A 22,443-nucleotide genomic window follows, 5' to 3' on the forward strand; every position below is an offset into this window, starting at 1 on the left:
TCGGATGGAAGGACCCGCATGTCGTCATCGCTTGCCCCGGCGGGTGTCACGCAGGCCCGGACCGACCTGCGACCGGCGGTCACCGTGCTCTCCGGCTTCTGGCCGGGGGCCACCTTCGCCGTCGCCCGCGCCCTGCTCGCCGACGACCCGACCTTGCTGCTCGTCCGGCACGACCTGACCGGCGTACGGGACGGCCACGTGCGCCGGGTGGTCCGGGACCACACCGGGATCGTCGAGGACGAGTCGGTCACCCTGGCGCACGGCTGCGTGTCGTGCACCCTGCGCGAGGACGTCCTGCCCACCGTCGCCCGGCTGGCCCGCACCCACCCCCGGCGGGACCTGGTGCTGATGCTGCCCGAGGTGGTCGAACCCGAGGCGGTGGCCGCCGCCTGCGCCCACCACCTGCTCGACGGAGTGCCGTTCGCCGACCTCGTACGCGTCGACTCGTACGCGACCGTGGTCGACGCCGAACACCTGCTCGACGGCCTCGGCAGCACCGACGACCTGGTCACCCTCGGCATCGAGGCCGCCGAGGACGACGACCGTGCACTCGCCGACGTGATCACCCGACAGATCGAGTACGCCGACACCGTCGTGCTCTGGGGACGGTCCCCGGACGGCGCGTACGACAGCGACCGGCTGGCGATCCTGCTGCACCGGATCGCGCCGTGGGCCGTACACGTCACCGCCGCCGAGGACGGACTCGTCGACGCCACCGCGTTGAGCCGGCAACTGCGGCACACCCACCGGCACCGTCCGGAGACGCCCGGCGTACTGGCCCGTGGCATCGAGGGCTATCCGCTCGGCGTACACGAACCACTGGCCGACTCCGGTGTGGTCTCCGCGGTCTTCCGCGCCCGCCGCCCGTTCCACCCGGACCGGCTGCACGACGTGCTGGAGACGGTGACCGGGGAGGCGCTGCGCTCACGGGGCCACCTCTGGCTGGCCAGCCAACCGGAGACCGTGGTCGCGTGGGAGTTCGCCGGCGGTGGCCTGAACCTCGGCACCCTCGGTCGCTGGCTGGTGAACCTGCCGCCGGAACGCTGGACCGGGGCGAGCGACCAGCGCCGGCTCGCCGCCGACCTGGACTGGGACCCCTACTACGGGGACCGGCACAGCCACCTGGTCTTCATCGGGCTCGACCTCGACCCGGTGGAGATCCACCGGCTGCTCGCCGGCTGCCTGCTCAGCGACACCGAGTTGGCCGACGGGGAGTTGGAATGGATGACCTATCCCGACCCGTTCGCCGGCTGCTTCCCGCTCCCCGACGAGGAACGGGAACTCGAATCACCTTCGGAAGGAACCGAACCACAGTGAAGCCCAACATCCACCCCGAGTACCGCTACGTCGTCTACCGCGACCGCAGCGCCGACTTCGCCTTCCTCACCCGCTCCACCGGGAACAGCGACCGGACCATCGAGTGGACCGACGGCAACACGTACCCCGTGATCGACGTCGAGATCTCCTCCGCCAGCCACCCCTTCTGGACCGGCCGCCAACGCCTCCTGGACACCGCCGGCCGAGTAGAAAAATTCCGCGCCAAATACGCCCGCCACAACCAGTAACCCCCACCCCACCCCACCCCCACCCCCCGCGACCCTTCCGTTGATCATGAAGTTAGCGACGAGATCTGGCGCTTGGCGGGTCGCTAACTTCATGATCAACGCGGTGGGGGCGGGTGTGGTGGGGGGAAAGGTTCGGGGGTGGGGAACTAAAGGTGGGTGGGGGGCGACTATCGGTGCGGGCGTCCATTGCGGTACGTCCGCGCACGGCCCGAGCCGCCACGCCGACGGTTGGCTCCGGGTCCGGGGTCCCGTCCGGCGGCGCGTGGGATCACGGAGTGCGCACCTGAGTCGATCGACGACAGGAGCCGACCCGTGTCCACCGCTGCCGACCTCCAACCACCCGCCGGACCGGATGACAGACCACCGCACGAGTTGTCGAAAGAGCTGTTTGACGGGCTGCCGACCGTGCTGGCCGACGAGCCAGCGCACGAGCTGGCAGACGATCCGTCGGACGGGGCGGGCGGCGGAACGCGGCGGACCCGGGAGCGGGCCTGGTTCGCCGTACCGCTGCTGCGACGGTTGCACTTCTACGCCGGGGTGCTGGTCGCCCCGTTCCTGGTCGTGGCCGCGCTGACCGGCCTGGCGTACGTGTTCACCCCGCAACTCGACAGCCTCGTCTACGCCGACGAACTGCGGGTCGCCGCCGTCGCCGGACCGGCCCGGCCGTTGGCCGAACAGGTGGCCTCGGCACGGGCGGCACATCCCACGGGCACGCTCACCACGGTCATCCCGGCCACCGCGCCGGACACCACCACGCAGGTGGTCTTCGCACTGCCCGAACTCGGCGACAGACAACACACCGTGTACGTCGACCCGTACACCGCGCGGGTCCGGGGCACCCTGGTCACCTGGTTCGGCTCGACCCCGCTCACCACCTGGCTCGACGACCTGCACCGCAACCTGCACCTCGGTTGGTTCGGTCGGATGTACTCCGAACTGGCGGCGAGCTGGCTCTGGGTGCTGGTCGCCGGTGGACTGGTGCTCTGGCTCCGGCAACACCGACGGGGTCGGTCCCGCCTGCGGCGCGCACTGCTGCCGGACCTGGCCGCGCGCAACGTACGCCGTACCCGGGGTTTGCATGCCGCCACCGGGGTCTGGCTCAGCGTCGGCCTGCTGGTCCTCTCCGCGACCGGTCTGACCTGGTCCCGCTGGGCCGGCGCCCACTTCGACACCGCGCTGACCGCGCTCGACGCGAAATCCCCGACGCTCGACCTGGCCCTGCCCGAGGGTGCGCCGGGTCCGCACGGGCAGCACCATTCGGCCGGGGCGGACCCGACGGCAATCGACCCGGCCACGGTGGAGCGGGTCCTCGGACACGCCCGCCAGGCCGGGCTCACCGGGCCGGTCGAGATCATCACGCCGGCCGAGCCGGGTCTGGCCTGGACCGTGACCCAGGCGGACTACACCTGGCCGGTACGGCTCGACCAGCTCGCCGTCGACCCGGTCACCGGACCGGTCGCCCGCAGCGACTTCGCCGACTGGCCGCTGCTCGCCCAGCTCAGCAAGCTGGGCATCCAGGCGCACATGGGCCGGCTCTTCGGCTGGGTCAACCAGGTGCTGCTCGGCGCGCTCGCGATCGGTCTGCTCTGCGTCATCGTCTGGGGGTACCGGATGTGGTGGCAGCGTCGACCCACCCGGTCCGACCGGCGTACGTTCGTCGGCCCGCCACCGGAACGCGGGACCTGGCGCCTCCTGCCCCGTCCCCTGCTCGTCCTCGCCCTGCTCCTCGTGGCCGCCCTCGCCTGGGCGCTGCCCACCTTCGGCGCGACCCTGCTCGCCTTCCTGGTCCTGGACGCCCTCCTCGCCAGGAGACGCGCCACCGTGACACCCGCGCCGCCCGCGCCACCCGCCGGCCGGGAGTGAACGGTCTCGATCAGGCACGCATCGCCCCAGCGCAGCGGAGAGAGCGGGAGAGCGCAGCGGAGAAAGCAGGAGGTAAGGGGCATGAGGGGGTGGGGAGGGGGTAAGTGGGGGCGTGGATTGGTGGAGGACGGCTGGTGGGGGGCTCGAGGCGGGCCCGGCGGCGGTTGACTCCGGGCCCGGTGCCACCCCCGGGCCCGGCGGGCCGACGGCATGAACGGTGGTCAGCGCCGGTCGGGGCGGCGGGCGGCGCTGATGGCCACGCTCGGCGCGGTGGCGAACGCCGTACCGGCGGTCACCGTGCTGCCGAGCCTGCGCCTGCGGCTCTTCCCCCGGCTCAGCGGATTCGGAACCACCGACCATGTGGCGCTGACCTTCGACGACGGGCCGGACCCGGCCTCCACGCCACGGTTCGCCGAGGCACTCGCCGCCCACCGGGTACGGGCGACGTTCTTCCTGCTCGGTTCCACCCTGGCCGACGCGCCGTCGGTGGGGCGGGACCTCGCCGCAGCCGGTCACGAGGTGGCCGTGCACGGGTGGGCGCACCGGAACCTGCTGCTGCGCGGGCCGTACTCGACCCATCATGACCTGCTGCGGGCGCGGGACCTGGTCCAGGAAACCACCGGCCAGACGCCCCGTTTCTACCGCCCGCCGTACGGGGTGCTCAGCGCGGCGGCCCTGCTGGCGGCTCGCCGGCTGGCCCTGAGCCCGGTGCTCTGGACCTGCTGGGGGCGGGACTGGACCCGTACCGCCACACCGGCTTCGGTGCTCGCCACGCTGCGTACCGGGCTGAACGGAGGCGGGACGATCCTGTTGCACGACTCCGACTGCGCCTCCGCCCCCGGTGCCTGGCGGTCGAGTCTGGCGGCGCTGCCGTACCTGCTGGACGAGTGCGCCCGGCGGGGGTGGCGGGTCGGTCCGCTGGGCGAGCACGGGCTGCCCCCACGTCGGCCGGGGCGGGACCGGACGGGACGTACCGCAGGCTCGGACGGGCGGCGAGATGGTCGCTTCAGCGCACCCGGTCCGGCAGCTCCCCGGGATTGACCTTCTTCCGGGGTACGACCACCTCGCCCGGAATGGAGACCTCACCTGCCGGCCAGACCCGGGACGTCGCCGCCGGATGTACGCCCGCACCGCTGCGCACCGGCGTACGCCGACGGGCCAGTACGCCGCCGACCCGGTTCGCCCGGCGCAACGCCTCGAACAGCCGGTACGCCCCACCCGCGACGAGCCGGTGCTTGATCCCGGCCGCGCCCGGCGGCACCTGGTACCCGGTCACCGGCCGGTGCTTGCGGAACCGTACGACCATGCCGGTGAAGAACTCCCGGCGGCGGGCTGCCGGCACCCGCTGGGCGTGCCCGAGCACCTGCAGGAAGTGCCAGATCATCCGCTGGAAGATCTGTCCGCGCAGCTCGGCGGGGATCTCCGGGCGCTCGGCCAGGAATGCGAAGACCCGGTCCCAGTGCGGGAAGAGTTCGAAGTGGCGACCGCTGACCGTGTGGGTGATCCCGCCGGTACGGCGCTGCCGGTAGACGTAGCAGTCCCGGTCGAGCAGGCTGATCCGCTCGGCCGCGATCATCAGCGGGAAGCTGAACGAGACGTCCTCGTACCAGCCGTCGGCGAAGGTGAGCCCCAGGTCGGTGAGGAACCGGCGCCGAACGATCTTGTTGCAGGCGATGTGCAGCACCGAGAGCAGGGCGGGTCGGTCCCGCAGCGCGAACACCGGTGGCGAGCCGGGCGGCCCGGCGGCCCTCGACACCGACTCGATCCGGACCCGGCCGTCCCAGTAGACCCGGCTGAACCCGGTGACCAGCAGGTCGGGGCGGGTCTGGGTGAGCCGGTTGGCGACCGCGGTCAGGGTGCCGTCCGGCAGCCAGTCGTCGCTGTCCACGAACCAGACGTACGTTCCGGTCGCGCTCGCCAGACCGGCGTTGCGGGCGGCTCCCAGCCCCTGGTTGTGATCGAGGGTGACCACCCGGAGTCGGGGCTCGGTGGCCGCGTACCGGGCCAGGATCTCGGCGCAGCCGTCGTCCGAGGCGTCGTCGACGGCGACCACCTCGAGGTCGGTGAACGGTTGCCGCAGGACCGAATCCAGACACCGGGTGAGGTACTCCTCGACCCGGTACACCGGGATGATCACACTGAGCAGAACCACCGGTCTCGACCTCCGGGGAGCACGGGCCGGGATGGTCAGACCCCGACTGGCCTGGAATCAGGCACATGCTTAACGACCGGCACGCCCACAACGTTGCGCGGTCGTCCGGTTGCCGACAGCGTATTGATCGGACCCCGTCGCCGCTGTCCCGTCGATCCGCTCGGGCGGATCCGCCCAACGCGGTGCTACTTCACCGGAGGATGTCGACCGGTCAACCGCTCCCCGTCCGACGGCGGGGTACCTTCATGGTCATCGGCAGCCACGACGGGGAACCGGAGATGAGACGACATGGGCGAGGTAGCGCGCAGGCTCGAATCCCTGGGACTTGTCCTGCCGCCGGCGATGCAACCCCCACCCGGGGTGCAGTTGCCGTTCCAGCCCGTACGGGTCCTCGGTGACCGGGCGCTGATCTCCGGGCACTCGCCGCAGAATCCGGACGGTTCGATCGGCGGCAAGCTCGGCCGGTTGGGCCTCGACCTCGACGTGCCGGACGGTTACGAGGCCGCCCGGATGACCGCGCTGTCGATGCTGGGCAGCCTGCAACGCGCCCTCGGCGACCTGGACCGGATCCGGGCCTGGGTACGGATCTTCGGCATGGTCCGCAGCGCCCCGGAGTTCAACCAGCAGCCGGCCGTGATCAACGGTTGCTCCGACCTGATCCTGGAACTCTTCGGACCGGAGGTCGGGGCGCACGCGCGCAGCGCGGTCGGTATGGCGGAACTGCCGTTCGGCATCCCGGTCGAGATCGAGGCCGAGGTGGCCCTGCACGTCTGAGCGCGCGGTGACGGCGGGCGCCGGGCGCGGGCCGACTCGAACGATCCTCACCAGCCGGTCGTGCCGCAGACCTTGCAGGCGGGTGGAGCAGCGACCGGGCAGGTCCGTGGGTCAGAGACCCGCCACCCAGTTCCAGGCGTCGACCACCCACTCGGTCTGGCGCAGGTACGCCACCCCCACACCGGTCAGGAACACCCCGGCGACCAGGTGAGCGCCTCGGGCACTGCGCCGTACCCGGCCCAGTTGCCGCTCCAGCACCACCCGGCCGAGCAGCCGGGCCAGGGCGAACAGGCCCACCGCCACCAGCAGCGTCAGCAGGAAGGCCACCACCGGACTGGTGAAGTCTCCACGGGCCGAGATCGCCCAGATGCCCCAGCAGACGAACGCGAAGAGCCCACCGAGGGCACTCCAGTGCCCGCCGATACGCAACTGTCGCAGGTGGTACGCGAGCGGCAGCCGCTGCCGTGGCTCCTCGTCCACCACCGGCCAGCCGGTGCCGGTCTCCTCGTGCGGAGCGACCGGAAACGACTCGGTGCTGCGCTCGGTACGCGGGGCCCGCGGAGCGACCGGGGCCACCCCACGGCGGAAGCCGTCCCGCTGCGGTGGCACCTCGACGGTCTGCTCGGCCCACGGCTGCGTCTGGTCTGCCATCTGTCCCTGTCCTCCCCCATCGGGCCGGTGACCCGTCCCGATTCGAGGGTAACCAGCCCGCGAAGCATCCGCCGCGCCGGCATCGACGAACCACCGCCCCGTAGGGAAGATCGGGCGATCCGGGCGGCCCGCCGACCGTCCGCCTACCGGCTCGGAATCGGGGTTCATGGACCGCCCGGCGCTGGATCGCCCAGGTGGCCCGCCGGACGGGTACGGTCGGCAGATGGCTGATCCCGAGCGTCGGCGTCGCCGGCTCCGACACAATCCCGGCGGTCCCGACGGCAGCGACGAGCCAACCACCGAGGGCCGGACGGCGACCACCTCGGAGGTCCACGACCCGACCCCGGAACAGGACGTCCCCCGCCGCTGGTCCGGCACCGATCGCAGCGGTGGAACCGGCGGCACGGCCCACGGCCCCGGGACCGGCGGAAGCCGCAGCAGCACCGGCGGCCACGGCAGCAGTGGCGGGCACGGCGGCAGTGGCGGGCACGGCGGCAGCGGGCACGGCGGCGACGATCGGGACAGTGAGCGTGGGCTGCGCGGTCTCATCGGTTCGGGTGCCTCCCAGGTGGGCGTCAGCGCCGCGATGCGCGCCCGCGACGCCTCCCGCCCGACGGAAGCCGACCTGGCCGAGGCCGAACAGCGCGTGGTCGTGATCCGCCGCAACTGGGTCCCCCGCGAAGACCTCCCCCGCAACCCCCGCTAGCCCCGTCCCCCGTCCCCTCGCCCTCTGCTCCCCCGTCCCCTGCTCTCCCGTCCCGGCCCGTCGTCGATCTTGCAGTTATGGCTGTTCCCAAAAGCCGTGAAACAGGCGTTACCGGGAACCACAACTGCAAGATCGACGACGGGGCGGGCGGAGGGACGGGGAGGGCGGAGTGGGGTGGGGGGTGCGGCGCGCGGGCGATCGGGTGGGGTGGGGCGGCCGGTTGCCGGAGGGTGGGCGCCGATCGGGTCGGCTGGCTGTCGTAGATCGGTCACTCGTGTTGCCGTACGCGTCGTGACTCTGCGTAAATCCGATCCGTACGTTCCGCACAAAGTGGTGTCCCAAGCCCGTCCGAGCCGGACATTCCGGCGTGCCAATGGTGGTCGCTCTCCGGACCTGACCGGCACCCGCCACCGGCGCTGGGGCCAGGGGCCTCAGGCAGGGGGCACGGATGTCGGCTTCACAACCCAACCCCGGCGGGAACGGCGGTGGACTCTGGCGCTCGTACGCCGTGATGCTTGCCGCCGTACTCGCCGTCACGGCGCTGCCCGCGCAGGCCAGCGCAGAACCGGCCGGCCGTACCGAGGCGGGCGGACGAACGGTGGCCACCGGTACGCGGACAGCGGCGGCCCCGGTCAGCCCGGAGGTGTCGGCCGCGCTGGCGACCCGTACCAGCACCACCTTCCTGGTCTACCTGAGGGAGCGGGCCGATCTGACCGGCGCGGCCCGGCTCGGCAACCCGGACGTGAGGGCCGCCGAGGTGTACCGCCGGCTCACGGACACGGCCCGCAGCGCCCAGGGCGGCCTGCTCGCCGAGCTGGGCAACCGGAAGGCCCGGCACACCGCGTACTGGATCAGCAACACGGTCCGGGTCGAGGGCGACCGGGCGCTGGTCGACGCCATCGCGGCCCGCCCCGAGGTCGAGCGGATCGCCCCGTCGCGCAGCTACGAGCTGGTTGAGCCGAAACCGGCGAAGCCGGTCGCGCGGGCCGGGGTCGACGCCCCCGAGTGGGGTCTGACCAGCATCGAAGCGCCGAGGGTCTGGGACGAGTTGGGCGTACGGGGTGCGGACGTCGTGGTCGCCAACATCGACACGGGGGTGGACTACGAACACCCGGCGCTGGTCGGCAAGTACCGGGGCAACCTCGGCGGCGGCAGCTTCGACCACAACTACAACTGGTACGACCCGGCCAAGGCCTGCCCCGACGCCAACCCCTGCGACAACGATGGGCACGGCAGCCACACCATGGGGACCATGGTCGGCGACGACGGCCCGGAGAACCAGATCGGGGTCGCGCCCGGCGCGAAGTGGATCGCCGCCAAGGGCTGCGAGAGCAGTAGCTGCTCCGACGCCTCGCTGCTCGCCGCCGGTCAGTGGGTGCTCGCCCCGACCGACGCGAACGGACTGAACCCCCGCCCCGACCTGCACGCCGACATCGTCAACAACTCGTGGGGCGGCGGCTCCGGCGACCGCTGGTACGCCGACACCGTCGACGCCTGGCGGGCGGTCGGGATCTTCCCGAACTTCTCCAACGGCAACGCCGGCCCCGAGTGCGGCACCGCCGGCTCCCCCGGCGACTACCCCAACTCCTACTCGGCCGGTGCGTACGCCATCGACAACAGCATCGCCGACTTCTCCAGCCGGGGCGCGTCCACGGTCGACGGCGGCATCAAGCCGAACATCGCCGCCCCCGGGCAGGAGATCCGGTCCAGCGTGCCGGGCAACGCGTACGCCTACTTCAGCGGCACCTCGATGGCGGCCCCGCACGTCGCCGGAACGGTGGCCCTGATCTGGTCGGCGTCGCCGACGCTGCGCGGGGACCTGGCCGCCACCGAGGCGCTGCTCGACAACACCGCCACCGACGTGGACTCGGTCGAGTGCGGCGGGACCGTGGACGACAACAACACCTTCGGCGAGGGCCGGCTGAACGCGTACCAGGCGGTCAAGGCCGCCCCCCGCGGACCGGTCGGCCAGGTCACCGGGACGGTGACCGCGGCGGCCGACGGCGCCCCGATCGCCGGCGCCACGGTCAGCACCGCCGACCACACGGTCACCACCGGCCCCGACGGCCGCTACGTGTTGTCGCTGCCGGCCGGTCAGCACCGGCTGACCGCCGCCGCGTACGGCTTCGTCGCCCGGACCGAGCCGGTGACCGTTCCCGTCGACGGGTCCGTCAACCGCGACTTCGCCCTGGTCGCGGCGCCGACCGTGACCGTCTCGGGCAGGGTCAGCGACGGCTCCGGCCACCGCTGGCCGCTGTACGCCGCGATCGACATCCCCGGCCGTCCCGGCGGCCCGGTCTTCACCGACCCGTTCACCGGCGCGTTCAGCTTCACCGTGCCCGGCAGCACCACCTACCAGCTCACCACCACCGCCCGGTACCCCGGCTACCCGCCGGTCACCACCGCACTCCAGGTGGGCGCCACGGGCCGGACCGCGAACATCGCCGTGCCGGTCGGCGCGGACTGCACCGCCCCCGGTTACCGCGCCGCCGCCGGTGGGTGCGAGCCGGTGCCGGGCGGCCTGGTCGTCGGGTTCACCACCGACCACAACACCGGTACGGCGCTCAACGGCGTCCGGGTGATCCGGGCCGACTGGTTGCCCGGGCACCCGTACGGGCTGTCCGCGGCCACCCCGGACGACCCGAACCTCGCCGACGGGTTCTACTGGCTCTTCTCCGACCGTCTCGGCAGCCTCCAGTTCCGGGCCGGCCGGTCGGCGTACGCCACCGCGGGTGCGGGGGTGACCGTGGTCGCGAACGCCGTCAGGCGGGCCGACTTCGCGCTGCGGGCGGGCCGGCTCACGGTCAGCTCCGGCGGTGTCGAGGTGCACCAGCCGTACGGCAGCACCCGTACCGCCACGGTGACCGTGACCAACACCGGGACCGCCCCGGCGCAGGTGGAACTGTTGGAGCGGCCCGGCACGTTCGACCTGCTCTCCCGGCCCGGCGCCGCACTGGTCGAACGGAAGCTCACCGGCGTCAGTACGGCCTCCCGGATCAGCCGACCGGGCCCGTTCGCCTCCCCGGCCGCGCCCCGAGCCGGGGCGCGAACCGCGCCACGAACCGGAACGGCGGCGGAGGACGAGAGCTGGCAACGGATCGCCGACCTGCCGTCGGCCGGGTTCGACAACGCTGCCGCGGTGCTCGACGGGAAGGTCTATTCAGTCGGCGGTGGCATCGGGATCGGCAACGCCCGCCAGGTGACGGTGTACGACCCGACGGCCGACACCTGGAGTCCCCTGCCGGACCTGCCGATCGGACGGGCCAAGCCGTCGGTGACGGTGTACGGCGACAGGATCTACGTGGTCGGCGGCTGGGAGGAGGACGAGGACGACTGGAACGCACCCCCGCTGCCGGACGTCGTCGTCTACAACCTGAGCACTGGCGGGACCTGGCAGCGGCTTTCCGGGGTGACGAACCCGGCGCCCCGGGCCGCCGCCGGCACGGCGGTCGTCGACGGCCGGGTCTACCTGGTCGGTGGCTGTGTCGACGCGTCCTGCGAAAGATCGGCCGATCTGGTGATCTTCGACCCGGCGACGCAGGAGTTCCGCACCGGTGCCGCCTATCCCCGCGAGGTCTCCTGGGTCTCCTGTGCAGGCGTCGCGGGCAAGGTCTACTGCGCCGGTGGCAGCGCCGACGAACCGACCAACGACGCGTACGTCTACGACCCGGCGACCGACGCCTGGACCCCGTTGCCCGTACCACCGGTGGCCCTCTGGGGCTCCCAGTACGCCGCCGCTGGTGGGCTGCTGGTGATCAACGGTGGGATCCTCGCCGACCAGGACGCGATCACCAACCGCACCATCGCGTACAACCCGGCGCTGGGTAGCTGGCGGGAGCTGCCCTCGTCGCAGTTCGCGCAGTACCGGGGTGCGGGGGCGTGCGGGGCGTACAAGCTCGGCGGGATGCCGCAACCGTGGGAGCCGTCCGGGGAGGCGGAACGGCTCGGCGGGATGGAGTCCTGTGACGAGAACCTCGACGTACCGTGGTTGGCCCTGGCGCCGGGCGCCTTCGCCCTGGCACCGGGCGAGTCGAAGGTGGTGACGGTCGGCCTGACCGCCACCCCGGCGAACGGGGTCGACCAACCGGGCGGCTACGCCGCGGCGGTCGGGATCCGGGCGGACGTCCCCTACCCGACGCCGACCGTGGCGATCCGGACGAACGTCGCGCCGCCACCGAACTGGGGCAAGATCCAGGGCACCGTGCTCGGCCAACCCTGTACGGGCGACCCGGTGCCGGTGCCGGCGACCGTGCAGATCAACCTGGCCAGCGATCCGGGCACCGGCTACACGGTGAGCGCCGACGACCAGGGCCGGTACGCGATCTGGCTGCCCCGGGGCCGGTACGACATGATCGTCGCCCGGGACGGATGGAAGCCGCAGGGCAAGCGGCAGGTGGTGACCGCCGGCCTGGTCTCGACGGTCGACTTCACCCTGGACCCGGTACGCCCCTGCGGAACCCGCGTCGGCGGCCTCTGACGGACCGGGGGGCCTACTCACGGATGCCCATCCCCTCGACCGGCGGCGTACGCAGCACCCGGCCGATCGGCAGCATCGTGGCGACCAGCGCGAGAGTGACTGTGCCGGCGACGATGGTGATCCAGCCGGGGGCCGGCACGTACGGGATGCGCTGCCCGGCGACGGCGTTGACGATCGAGGAGAGGGTGACCGCCGCGATCGCCGCACCGATGGAGATCGCCACGCCGAGCAGGCCGGCCTGTTCGGCGTGGACCATCCGCCTCACCTGGCCTCGGGTCACCCCGACCAGCCGCAGCAGGGACAGCTCGCGGGTACGGGCCAGGGCCGCCATGCTCAGCGTGTTGGCCGCCGCGAGGACCGCGTACCCGACCAGCACGGTGATCAGCAGCTTGTTCAGCCAGGCGCTGATCGCCAGGTCCCGGGCGAGTTCACCGGTGAGCCGGTCGGTGCCGACCACGGTGCTCGCCGGGTATTCACCGGCGAGGTCGGCCAGGGCCGCGCCGACGTCGGCGCCCGGTGCGGTACGGATCAGGACGTGGTCGTCGAGGCCGGTCACGGTGTGGCCGGCGAGCGTCTCGGTGCTCAGGGTGACGTCACCGAATCCCCAGCCCCGGTCGTAGATCGCGACGATCCGCAGGGTGACCGGTGTGCCGTCGCCGAGCCACAGTCGCGCGTCGCCGCCGAGCCGCCAGCCCGACGACTCCGCCTGCGAGCTGGACACCGCCACGGTGTCGGTACGCAGGTCGGCGAGGGTTCCCGACCGTACCCGCAGGTCCATGGTCTGGTCCGCACCCCGGGGGTCGATGCCCTGGGCGACCACCGCCTGGGCCTCGAACGTGTTGGGCACGATCACCGACGTGCGGCGTACCCCGGTCGCGGCGAGCACCCCCGGAATCCGGCGGGCTTCGGCGGCGGCCGACGCGGGCAGACCGCCGCCGCCGATCAGCGCCTGCTGGGCGAGCGTGCCGTCCCGGCTCTGGAGCACCGTCTGGCGTTCCAGGTTGTCCTGGAGGAACCAGACCGTGCCGCCGAACCCGACGGAGAGGACCAACGCGGTCAGCACGGCGACCATGCCGCGCGCGTTCGCCCGCATGTTCGCCGCCGCAAGGTATCCGCTGTTTCCCCAGACGGTTCCCAGGACCGGCGCGAGCAGCCGGGCGGCGGCCTGGTTGATCCACGGGGCGAGGAGCGCGATCGCCAGCACGAACGTGTACAGCATGCCCACCGCGGCGCCCATCGCGGTCTGGCCGTCGGTGGCGCCGGTGAGACCGATCAGGGACACCCCACCGGCCAGGAACACCAGTCCGGACACGAGCCGGGTCCGGCCGCCCCGGGCCGGCTCGACGGCCGCCTCACCCAGCGCCTCGGTGGGCCGGATCCGGGTGGTACGCAGCGCGGCGATCCAGGCGGAGACCAGCGCGACGGCGGCCACCGCCACGGTCACCGCCAGCGCGGACAGGACGCCGCCGCGCACGGTGAAGGTGTCGGGGACGAACCCCCGGGTCACGAGCTGGTCCCTGGTCCAGGCGGTGGCGGCCAAACCGGCGGGTACGCCGACCACGGCGGCAAGCAGGCTGAGCAGGCCCACCTCGCCGAGGATCATGAGCCGTACCTGGCCGGGGGTCGCCGCGATCGCCCGCAGCAGGGCGAGGTCGCGACGGCGGTGCCGGACCGACAGGCCGACCGTCCCGGCGACCACGAAGATGATGATCATCGCGGCGTAGCCGCCGAACGCGGAGCCGGCCTCCACGGTCAGCGCCCGCGCGGCTGCCGCCTCGGGCTGCTCGGCCAGCCCCCGCTCGACCCCCGTGTACGTCTTCGCCTCCGCGTCGGCCGCCACCCGGCGCACCGCCGCGATCACGGCCGACCGGTCGGCGCCCGGCTCGGCGAGCACGCCGATCGCGTCGACCCGGCCCGGGTGCGGGTCGAGCCGGGCCGCCTGCGCATCGGTGAAGAACAGTGCCGCTGTCCGGCCGTCCGCGCCGGCCGTGTCGACAACACCGGTCACCCGGTACTCGTGGGTGCTCCCACCGGTGATGACGGTCGTGGTGTCGCCCGGACCGAGTCCCCCGCCGGCGGCGAGCCGGGCGTCTACGGCGATCTCACCGTCCGACCGTGGTGGCGTGCCGGAGACCACCCGGTACGGGGCAAGGGCGGCACTCCCCCAGCCGTGGCCGGCGGTCGGCAACCCTGGCGACGCCGCCAGCGTGGCCACGATCGAACGATCACCCACGGCACCGGCCACGCCGGGCACCGCCGCGATCGACTCGACCAGCGAGTCCGGGACGCCGCCGCGTTCGGGGAGCGCCACCGTGGTGGGGGGCTCGGTCTCGCCGAACATCTCCGGCCCGGGCACCGTGAGGTCGCGGTGGGCGACGACGGCGACCGTGCCGGCGTACCGCTGGGGCAGGCCGTGGTAGCGCAGCCCCGATTCCACCAGCAGCCCGCACACCATCAGGATCATGATGCCGGCGGCGATCGCGACGAACGTCGCCACGAAACTGCCCTTGCGGAAGCGCAGCATCTGCGCGGCCAGTCCGAACACGACTCAGCCCTCCCGGCTCGCGACGGACTGCCTGCTGACGGCGGGCTGTTGGCCTGCGGCGGGCTGCCGGCTGGCAACGGGCTGTTGGCCCGCGACGGGCTGGCGGCGGCCGAGCAGTGCCAACTGTTCGGCGATCCGCTCGGCGCCGGGCTGCGGCATGTCCTGCACGATCCGGCCGTCGGCGAGGACCACGACCCGGTCGGCGTAGGACGCGGCGACCGGGTCGTGGGTCACCATGATGACGGTCTGCCCGGCCTCGTCGACCACCGCTCGCAGCAATGTCAGGACCTCCGCCGCGGTCTGCGTGTCGAGCGCACCGGTCGGTTCGTCACAGAAGATCACCTCGGGTCGGCCGACCAGGGCCCGGGCGATCGCGACCCGCTGCTGCTGGCCACCGGAGAGCTCCGACGGCCGGTGCCGCAGCCGGTCGCCGAGGCCCACCCGTCCGATCACCTCGTCCAGCCACGCCCGGTCCGGCCGGTGGCCCGACAGCCGCGACGGCAGCAGGATGTTCTGCTCCACGGTCAGCGCACCCACCAGGTTGAACGCCTGGAACACGAACCCGATCCGGCTGCGGCGCAGCTTGGTCAGCTGCTTCTCGGACATGGACGACAGGTCGGTGGCGCCGATCCGTACCCGGCCCGAGGTGGGCCGGTCCAGGCCCGCCGCGCAGTGCAGCAGGGTGCTCTTGCCGGAGCCGGACGGGCCCATCACCGCCGTCGCAGTCCCTCGGAGGAACCGGACGTCGACGTCGGCCAGCGCCACGACCGGCTGCTCACCGCCGTACGTCTTGCTGACACGTTCGATGCTGACCGCATCGTCGGTCGAGGTCGCTGACATGGCGGGTGCCTTCCGGAGAGAGTCTCACTGGGGACTCCCTGACGGTATGGAGGTCAGCGACCCGCCTCAATGAAGCCCACTGCCCATCCGGGGTAGCGCAGGCACCACCAACAAGCGGTGGCCGCCGGAGCGATGCTGCTCCAACGGCCACCGGCCTCGGTTCGGGTGTACGGGCGGGGGTCAGGACGGCAGGTGCGGCAGGGCGCCGGTCTCCTCGTACTCGGTGACCTGTTCGATCCGCCGGGCGTGCCGCTCGTTGCCGGAGAACGGGGTGGTGAGGAACGCCTCCACGATCGCGGTCGCCTCGTCCAGGGTGTGCTGCCGGGCACCGACCGCGACCACGTTCGCGTCGTTGTGCTGCCGGGAGAGCTGAGCCGTCTCGACGCTCCAGGCCAGCGCCGCGCGTACCCCGGCGACCTTGTTCGCGGCGATCTGCTCGCCGTTGCCGGAGCCGCCGATGACCACCCCGAGGCTGTCCGGGTCGTCGACCACGTTGTCGCCGGTGTGCAGGCAGAAGGCCGGGTAGTCGTCGTCCGGGTCGAACACGTGCGGACCCACGTCAACCACCTCGTAGCCCTGCTTGGCCAGGTGGTTGACCAGGTGCACCTTCAACTCGAAGCCGGCGTGGTCGGATCCCAGGTAGACGCGCATGACAGGCAGTCTCTCAGCCCGCACCGGGGTGGCGACGCGCAGGCGCCGACAAGCCGGCGCGGCTCACACCCGCACCCGCCCGGCTCATGCCTTCAGCTCCGCCAGCACCAGGCCACCACGGGCCTTCGGGGTGAACCAGGTGCTCTTGCGGGGCATCTTCTGCCTGGCCAGGTTCACCGCCACGAAGTCGTCCACGGTCACCGGGGCGATCAGGACGGCGAGCTCCGCCCGACCGGAGTCGACCTCGGTGGCCAGCCACTGCGCCGGGTAGTCGCCGCCGACGTACGTGATCCGCTTGTCGCCCGGATCCAGCCCGAGTGCGTCGCGCAGCAGCACCCGCTCGACCAGGGCGTGGTCGAGGTTCTCCACCACGTTGCCCGGACCGGCCGGCAGGGTGACCGTGTAGGCCTGACCGGCGAGGTAGAGCTGGACCGGTTCGCCGGCCGCCGGTACCGCCGGTGGTCCGGCGACCGGTTCGATCCGGGCGCCCGCCTCCCGCAGCCGCCCGAGCAGGTCCTCCGCGCTGCTGGTCAGCTCGCTGACCAGCCGGTTGTAGGGCTGGATCGCCACCGACGCCGGGGTGGTGATCACGCTGAGGAAACGCGGGAGGCCGCCGGTCTGTGCGGCCAGGCTGCGGTGGTTGCCGTCCGCGACGACCAGTTCACCGGCACCGGCCAACGCGCACAGTTCGTCCTGGGCCGGTCCCGGTCCGAGCAGCCAGATGGCGTGCGTCCGCCCGGCCTGGTCGGTGTCGGTCGCCGCGGGCGCCCCGGCCGCGTCGGTCGCCGCCGCGAGCGCGGCGTGCAGCTCGTCGCCACGCCCGGTCTGGAGCAGCAGTACGGGTGAGAGCAGGTGCCCGGTCGCCTCGGCGAGCGCCACCCGCTCCCGGACCTTGGCGATGAAGACGTCCTCGTTACGGATCACCAGCCCCGGCTCGTCCGCGCTGGTGGAGATCTCGTCGGTGTCGACCAGGGCGAACAGCCCGTAACCGGGCTCGTCGACCGGTGAGCTGATCCGGTAGAGCACCACCACCCGGTCGGCCGGGGTGTAGCTGCCGTCGGCCTTCGCCTCGGCCAGCCGGGCGACCGCCTCGGGCAGGGCCTCGGCGAAGGAGCGACCGAGGCTCTCCGGCGCCCGGTGGGGCATCTCGATGGCGAGGGCGCTGTGTGGGTTGGCCTCGATGATCGCGGTGATCTCCGCGTCGTCGGCGAACTCGTCGTAGTTCTGCGCCCCGGTGCCGCCGGTGGTGATCCAGGCCCGGTTGATCGGGTGTACGACCGTCATGCCCGGTGACGCTACCGGGCCACCGGGAGCGCGGAGCGTGGATCCCCCGCGGGTGTCCACCGGCTGGGCGGGCCTCAGCCGGTGGGTGCGGTACGGCGGTGCCGGCCGCCCCGACGACGTGCCACGGGCGACATCGCCACCAGCGCACTGGCCGGTACGGGCGCGGCCCCGACCACGATCGGCGGGGCGACCAGATCCGCCAGGTGCTCGGGCAGTGCCGGCGACCGGAGGTCCACCGACCAGTAGGCGCCGCCCAGGTTCCGGGCCACCACCTCGGGTGTCGGGGCGGTCTGCTGCTCACGATCATGGTCGTGCTTGGGCATCGGGGTCTCTCCGGTGAGTCGGCGTGACCGGGCGGGGCTACCACCGCCACGGACGTTGGGTCCAACGAGTGGAGCCGCCGCCCGGTCACGCCGTACCGCCGAGCCACCCGGTGCCGCCGGGCGGACCGGGCCGTACCGGTCAGTCGAAGATCGGGCCGATGGTGCGGGAGCGCTTCAGCTCGTAGAAGCCGGGGGTGCCGGCGACCAGGAGCACGCCGTCCCAGAGCCGTCCGGCCGCGTCGCCCTTGGGGGCCGGGGTGACAACCGGGCCGAAGAAGGCGACCGTCTCGCCGTCGACCGGGCCGGGGGCGTGAATCACCGGGGTGCCGACGTCGTTGCCGACCGGACGCATGCCGGCCTCGTGGCTGGCGCGCAGCGCCTCGTCGTACTCGGTCGAGTCGGCGGCGGCGGCGAGCGACGGGTCCAGGCCGACGTCGGCGAGGGCGGCCTCGTACAGCGCCGGGCCGCGCTTCTCGCCGCCGGGGTGAATCCGGTTGCCGAGCGCGGTGTAGAGGTCCCGCACCGCCTTCTGGCCGTACTTCTGTTCGACGGCGATGCAGAGACGCACCGGACCCCACGCCGTCTTGAGGAATTCCCGGTAGGTTTCCGGCAGCTCGTCCCGGCCCTCGTTGAGCACGGCCAGGCTCATCACCCGGAATTCGACGTCGACCGGGCGGACCTGCTCCACCTCCAGCAGCCAGCGGGAGGTCATCCAGGCCCAGGGGCAGGCCGGATCGAAGTACATCGTGACGCTCGCGCGCTCGGGCACGGCGACCTCCTTCACTATTCAAAAAAGGCGGATTGCCTCCCACCTGAACAAATCTTCACCCCGGGGGTACCGGAACAGCACCGAGATGAGACCGTGAGTTGGACCACCCCCGCCCGCTCCCCTACGTGAAACACTCGACGGGAGCCACCGGGGGTGGATCTTCGCTGTCAGTGGGGACAGCGGGCGAACTGCGGATGGAGACTAAACGTGCCGGGAGTGCGCAACCTTACCCAGGTCGAGGCGACCGAGCGGGCCCGCCTGCTCGACGTCACCGGGTATGACATCAGCCTGGATCTGACCTCCGGCGGCCAGGCCGCCGACAATCGCACCTTCCGTTCGGTGACCGAGGTCAGGTTCCGTTGCGCCGAGCCGGGTGCCGGCACCTTCATCGAGGTGGCCGCGGACTCGGTCCGCACCGCCACCCTGAACGGCACGCCCGTCGACCTGGGCACCTGGTCCGCCGAGACGGGCCTCACCCTGACCGACCTGGCGGCCGAGAACACCCTGGTCGTCGACGCCGACTTCCTCTACTCCGCGAGCGGGCAGGGTCTGCACCGCAGCGTCGACCCGGTGGACGGCGAGACCTACCTCTACAGCCAGTTCGAGACGGCCGACGCCCAGCGGGTGTTCGCCTGCTTCGACCAGCCCGACCTGAAGAGCGTCTACACCTGGCACGCCACCGTCCCGGTGCACTGGCGGGCCATCTCGAACATGCCGGTGACCGCCGAGGAGACCGACGGCGGCGCGACGAAGACCGTCCACTTTGCCGAGTCGGCCCGGATGAGCACCTACATCACCGCGCTCTGCGCCGGCCCGTACCACGAGGTCCGGTACAGCCACGACGGCATCAGCATGGGTTACTACTGCCGGGCCAGCATGGCCGAGCACATGGACGCCGACGACCTGCACCTGATCACCACGCAGGGCTTCGACTTCTTCCACGAGCAGTTCGGGGTCCGCTACCCGCTGCCCAAGTACGACCAGCTCTGGGTGCCCGACTTCAACGCCGGTGCGATGGAGAACTTCGGCTGCGTCACCCACTCGGAGACGCACTACATCTTCCGCTCCCAGGTCACCGACTTCGAGTACGAGCAGCGGGCGAACACGATCCTGCACGAGCTGGCCCACATGTGGTTCGGCAACCTGGTCACCATGCGCTGGTGGAACGACCTGTGGCTGAACGAGTCGTTCGCCGAGTGGGCCAGCCACTGGGCCAACACGCACGCCACCCGGTTCTCCGACGCGTGGACCACCTTCCTGTCCATCCGGAAGAACTGGGGCTACCGGCAGGACCAGCTCTCCTCGACCCACCCGGTCTACTGCGAGATGCCCGACCTGGAGGCGGTCGAGGTCAACTTCGACGGAATCACGTACGCCAAGGGCGCCAGCGTGCTCAAGCAGCTCGTCGCGTACGTGGGCGAGGAGCCGTTCCGGGCCGGTCTGCGCAGCTACTTCGGCCGGTACGCCTGGGGCAACGCCACCTTCGACGACCTGCTCTCCGAACTGGAGACGGCCTCCGGCCGGGAGCTGCGCAAGTTCGCCGCCCAGTGGTTGGAGACGGCGCAGGTCAACACGCTGCGCCCCGAGGTGGAGATCGCCACCGACGGCACCTACCAGCGGGTCGTCGTACGCCAGGAGGCCCCCGCCGACTACCCGACCCTGCGTACGCACCGGATCGGGGTCGGCCTGTACGACCTGCGCGACGGCCGGCTGGTCCGGCGGGACCGGCTCGAGGTCGACGTGTCCGGTGAGGCCACCGAGCTGACCCAGCTCGCCGGGGTGGCGGCGCCGGACGTGCTGCTGCTCAACGACGACGACCTGACCTACGCCAAGCTGCGCCTCGACGAGCGCTCGATGGCAACCGTGGTGCAGCACGTCAGCGCGTTCGAGTCGTCCCTGCCCCGGGCGCTGTGCTGGGCCGCCGCCTGGGACATGGTGCGCGACGCCGAGTTGTCCGGCCGCGACTACGTCGCGCTGGTGCTGGCCGGGCTGCCCGCCGAGAGCGACATCAACCTGGTCACCCAGACCCTGCGTCAGGCCGCCAGCACGCTTGCCATGTACGCCGACCCGGACTGGGCACCCACCGGTTGGGCGGACCTGGCGCGTACGGCCAGGACCGCGGTCCGGCTGGCCGAACCGGGCAGCGGACTCCAGCTCGCCTGGGCCCGGGCCTACGCCTCCGCGGCCCGGTCCGAGGAGGACCTGGCCACGCTGCGCGGCTGGCTCGACGGCACCGACGTGCCGCAGGGGCTGGCCATCGACACCGAGCTGCGGTGGACCCTGCTGCGGGCCCTGGTCGCCACCGGTGCCGCCGGCATCCCCGAGATCGACGCCGAGCTGGCCGGTGACCGGACCGCGAGCGGTGAGCGCGAGGCCGCGCTGACCCGTGCGCTGGTGCCGACCCCGGAGCACAAGGCCGAGGTCTGGGCGTCGCTGACCGGCGACGAGATCCTGCCGAACTGGCGCAGCCGGGCACTGTTGCAGGGCTTCCAGCACCCGGCGCAGGTGGAGCTGAGTGCGGCGTACACCAGCAGGTACTTCGAGGCGCTCGGTCGGGTGTGGGCGAGCCGGGACAGCGAGCCCGCCCAGGAGTTCGTCATCCTGGCCTACCCGGCCTACCAGGTCAGCGCGGACACCGTTGCCGCCACCGACGAGTGGTTGGCCCAGGAGGGCCACCCGGCACCGTTGCGCCGGCTGGTGTCCGAGGGCCGCGACGGTGTGGTCCGGGCGATCAAGGCTCGGGCCCGCGACGCCGCGACCGCCTGAGCAGACGGAAGAGACCCGGCCTCGGCACCGATTCGATTCGGTGCCGAGGCCGGGTCTTCTGTCTACGGTGTAGCGGGTCTGCCCTACGCCTTGCCGGCGCGGCTGGCGAGCTGGTCGAGGCCGCTGATGATGCCGCCGGCCAGGTCGCCGCCACCGAAGGCGGCCACCATGGACAGTGCGGCCAGCTTGGCGTCCCGGTCCGGGATCCGCTTGCGGGCCTCGGCGCCGGTGACCACCTCCAGCAACCGCTGGTTCGGCGAGACGGCGATCAGGACCGACCGGTCCGGCTCGGCGAGCTGGTCCAGCAGCCGCACCGCGTGTTCGCGTACGGGCTCGTCGAGGGCGCCGACGTAGACCGTGAAGGTCAACTCGCTGCCCTGGTCGGCGAGGCGGAGGGCCTCGTCGATGCGGAGCAGTTGGCGGGTCGAGAACGGGCCGTCGAGCACGTCCGGGTGACCGGTCTGCTCCGGCTGCGCCGGGCTGTACTCCGTCATGGTCTGCTCACCAGCGGTCACTTGCGCCTCCCGTTGTGCCCGCCTGACTCGGCGTACCCGTGGTCTCGGTCTCCGCGCCGGTCAGCTCGGCGGTCCGGCCGCTGGCCCGCAGGGCCGCGGCGGCCGATCCGGCCAGGTTCTCCGGCGCGGACAGGAACCAGACCGGGGTGAAGTCGAATGGCCGTCCCGGCCGATACCGTCGAGCACTCCGTCCGCCGCTACCGGCGAGCGCCAGCACGGCGATCACCAGCACCACGGCGGCCGGGATCCCGACGAAATACAGCAAGGTGTCGGTAACCGTCCACTGCTCGGTAGCAGACAACCTCAACGCTCCCAGGCGTGATAGGGACCAAACACCCGGCCCAGGGTTGGGCGGCCAGGCTGCCGGTCCGCTCCGACTCAGACGTTGTCAACGGTATCGGAGTGCGGCGCGCCGTGTATCTCGGGGTGGCGATCCCACCCGCCGCTGACCTGCGTGCGGTACGGCGGCGAGAGCGTGGATCGGCCCTCGTCGCCGTACCGTGGACGGGTTTTGCGCGGATAGCGGGCAACCGGACACCGCCCGGCAGGCGAGGCGATACCG

General features: G+C 72.3%; 17 protein-coding genes and 1 pseudogene. 8 read left to right on the plus strand and 10 right to left on the minus strand.

Translation table 11 applies throughout. The features are described from left to right. Positions 1–18: 18 nt before the first annotated feature. From ACWEFB_RS26520 to ACWEFB_RS26535, 4 genes are all read left to right on the plus strand, one after another. Complete coding sequence (locus tag ACWEFB_RS26520) at positions 19–1,317, plus strand: CobW family GTP-binding protein (protein ID WP_452289608.1); 1,299 nt, start codon at positions 19–21, stop codon at positions 1,315–1,317. Beyond that, complete coding sequence (locus tag ACWEFB_RS26525; RefSeq protein ID WP_452289610.1) at positions 1,314–1,565, plus strand: type B 50S ribosomal protein L31; 252 nt, start codon at positions 1,314–1,316, stop codon at positions 1,563–1,565. Before ACWEFB_RS26520 ends, ACWEFB_RS26525 begins: the two co-directional genes overlap by 4 nt. 312 nt (positions 1,566–1,877) lie before the next feature. Further along, positions 1,878–3,428 (plus strand): PepSY-associated TM helix domain-containing protein, encoded by a 1,551-nt coding sequence (locus ACWEFB_RS26530; RefSeq protein WP_452289612.1) that lies wholly within the window; start codon positions 1,878–1,880, stop codon positions 3,426–3,428. A gap of 210 nt (positions 3,429–3,638) precedes the next feature. Further along, positions 3,639–4,469 carry a polysaccharide deacetylase family protein gene (locus ACWEFB_RS26535; RefSeq protein ID WP_452289614.1) on the plus strand — a complete coding sequence of 277 codons (831 nt, stop codon included), beginning with the start codon at positions 3,639–3,641 and terminating at the stop codon, positions 4,467–4,469. Here the strand turns inward: ACWEFB_RS26535 and ACWEFB_RS26540 are convergent. Further along, positions 4,435–5,580: a glycosyltransferase family 2 protein gene (locus tag ACWEFB_RS26540; RefSeq protein ID WP_452289616.1), complete on the minus strand. Its 1,146-nt coding sequence runs from the start codon at positions 5,578–5,580 to the stop codon at positions 4,435–4,437. The genes ACWEFB_RS26535 and ACWEFB_RS26540 overlap by 35 nt on opposite strands. Before the next feature lie 288 nt (positions 5,581–5,868). Here ACWEFB_RS26540 and ACWEFB_RS26545 point away from each other — a divergent pair, with 288 nt between their 5' ends. Next, complete coding sequence (locus tag ACWEFB_RS26545; RefSeq protein WP_326556151.1) at positions 5,869–6,354, plus strand: RidA family protein; 486 nt, start codon at positions 5,869–5,871, stop codon at positions 6,352–6,354. 111 nt (positions 6,355–6,465) lie between these two features. On the opposite strand, the gene ACWEFB_RS26550 is transcribed toward ACWEFB_RS26545, so the two are convergent. Then, positions 6,466–7,005, minus strand: coding sequence for a hypothetical protein (locus ACWEFB_RS26550; RefSeq protein WP_326556150.1), 540 nt, complete (start codon positions 7,003–7,005; stop codon positions 6,466–6,468). 472 nt (positions 7,006–7,477) lie between these two features. Between ACWEFB_RS26550 and ACWEFB_RS26555 the strand changes: the two are divergent. Next, positions 7,478–7,711: pseudogene (locus ACWEFB_RS26555) on the plus strand (hypothetical protein); the annotation flags it as partial. A 511-nt stretch (positions 7,712–8,222) separates the two neighbouring features. Next, positions 8,223–12,188 carry a S8 family serine peptidase gene (locus tag ACWEFB_RS26560; RefSeq protein ID WP_452289692.1) on the plus strand — a complete coding sequence of 1,322 codons (3,966 nt, stop codon included), beginning with the start codon at positions 8,223–8,225 and terminating at the stop codon, positions 12,186–12,188. Positions 12,189–12,201: 13 nt separating this feature from the next. Here ACWEFB_RS26560 and ACWEFB_RS26565 read toward each other — a convergent pair whose 3' ends face one another. The 6 genes from ACWEFB_RS26565 to ACWEFB_RS26590 all read right to left on the minus strand — a co-directional run bounded on the left by ACWEFB_RS26565 (position 12,202) and on the right by ACWEFB_RS26590 (position 18,576). After that, positions 12,202–14,733: an FtsX-like permease family protein gene (locus ACWEFB_RS26565; RefSeq protein ID WP_452289619.1), complete on the minus strand. Its 2,532-nt coding sequence runs from the start codon at positions 14,731–14,733 to the stop codon at positions 12,202–12,204. Between the two features lie 3 nt (positions 14,734–14,736). After that, positions 14,737–15,573, minus strand: a complete 837-nt coding sequence (locus ACWEFB_RS26570) for an ABC transporter ATP-binding protein (protein ID WP_452289621.1) — start codon at positions 15,571–15,573, stop codon at positions 14,737–14,739. Between the two features lie 180 nt (positions 15,574–15,753). Continuing rightward, entirely contained in the window at positions 15,754–16,224 is a 471-nt protein-coding gene (locus ACWEFB_RS26575; RefSeq protein WP_326556146.1) for a ribose-5-phosphate isomerase, read from the minus strand. 84 nt (positions 16,225–16,308) lie between these two features. Continuing rightward, positions 16,309–17,508, minus strand: coding sequence for a DUF1015 family protein (locus ACWEFB_RS26580; protein WP_452289624.1), 1,200 nt, complete (start codon positions 17,506–17,508; stop codon positions 16,309–16,311). A gap of 74 nt (positions 17,509–17,582) precedes the next feature. After that, positions 17,583–17,831 carry a hypothetical protein gene (locus ACWEFB_RS26585; protein WP_326556144.1) on the minus strand — a complete coding sequence of 83 codons (249 nt, stop codon included), beginning with the start codon at positions 17,829–17,831 and terminating at the stop codon, positions 17,583–17,585. Between the two features lie 139 nt (positions 17,832–17,970). Beyond that, a complete protein-coding gene (locus ACWEFB_RS26590) occupies positions 17,971–18,576 on the minus strand; it encodes a DsbA family protein (RefSeq protein ID WP_326563179.1) in 606 nt (201 codons plus the stop codon). A gap of 240 nt (positions 18,577–18,816) precedes the next feature. Here ACWEFB_RS26590 and pepN point away from each other — a divergent pair, with 240 nt between their 5' ends. Beyond that, positions 18,817–21,366: an aminopeptidase N gene (gene pepN / locus ACWEFB_RS26595; protein WP_452289626.1), complete on the plus strand. Its 2,550-nt coding sequence runs from the start codon at positions 18,817–18,819 to the stop codon at positions 21,364–21,366. A gap of 83 nt (positions 21,367–21,449) precedes the next feature. Here the strand turns inward: pepN and ACWEFB_RS26600 are convergent, their stop codons facing one another. Further along, positions 21,450–21,860, minus strand: coding sequence for a DUF5130 family protein (locus tag ACWEFB_RS26600; RefSeq protein ID WP_452289694.1), 411 nt, complete (start codon positions 21,858–21,860; stop codon positions 21,450–21,452). A 7-nt stretch (positions 21,861–21,867) separates the two neighbouring features. Continuing rightward, entirely contained in the window at positions 21,868–22,182 is a 315-nt protein-coding gene (gene ctaJ / locus ACWEFB_RS26605) for an aa3-type cytochrome oxidase subunit CtaJ (RefSeq protein ID WP_442791972.1), read from the minus strand. Positions 22,183–22,443: the final 261 nt, after the last annotated feature.

The organism is Micromonospora sp. NPDC004704 (genome assembly GCF_053601675.1).

Bases quoted from the DNA above. Each gene is read 5' to 3' on its own strand.
- ACWEFB_RS26520 (WP_452289608.1), top strand. From the start codon at position 19: ATGTCGTCATCGCTTGCCCCGGCGGGTGTCACGCAGGCCCGGACCGAC.
- ACWEFB_RS26535 (WP_452289614.1), top strand. From the start codon at position 3,639: ATGAACGGTGGTCAGCGCCGGTCGGGGCGGCGGGCGGCGCTGATGGCC.
- ACWEFB_RS26545 (WP_326556151.1), top strand. From the start codon at position 5,869: ATGGGCGAGGTAGCGCGCAGGCTCGAATCCCTGGGACTTGTCCTGCCG.
- ACWEFB_RS26550 (WP_326556150.1), bottom strand. From the start codon at position 7,005: ATGGCAGACCAGACGCAGCCGTGGGCCGAGCAGACCGTCGAGGTGCCA.
- ACWEFB_RS26560 (WP_452289692.1), top strand. From the start codon at position 8,223: ATGCTTGCCGCCGTACTCGCCGTCACGGCGCTGCCCGCGCAGGCCAGC.
- ACWEFB_RS26570 (WP_452289621.1), bottom strand. From the start codon at position 15,573: ATGTCAGCGACCTCGACCGACGATGCGGTCAGCATCGAACGTGTCAGC.
- ACWEFB_RS26575 (WP_326556146.1), bottom strand. From the start codon at position 16,224: ATGCGCGTCTACCTGGGATCCGACCACGCCGGCTTCGAGTTGAAGGTG.
- ACWEFB_RS26580 (WP_452289624.1), bottom strand. From the start codon at position 17,508: ATGACGGTCGTACACCCGATCAACCGGGCCTGGATCACCACCGGCGGC.
- ACWEFB_RS26585 (WP_326556144.1), bottom strand. From the start codon at position 17,831: ATGCCCAAGCACGACCATGATCGTGAGCAGCAGACCGCCCCGACACCC.
- ACWEFB_RS26590 (WP_326563179.1), bottom strand. From the start codon at position 18,576: ATGTACTTCGATCCGGCCTGCCCCTGGGCCTGGATGACCTCCCGCTGG.
- ACWEFB_RS26600 (WP_452289694.1), bottom strand. From the start codon at position 21,860: ATGACGGAGTACAGCCCGGCGCAGCCGGAGCAGACCGGTCACCCGGAC.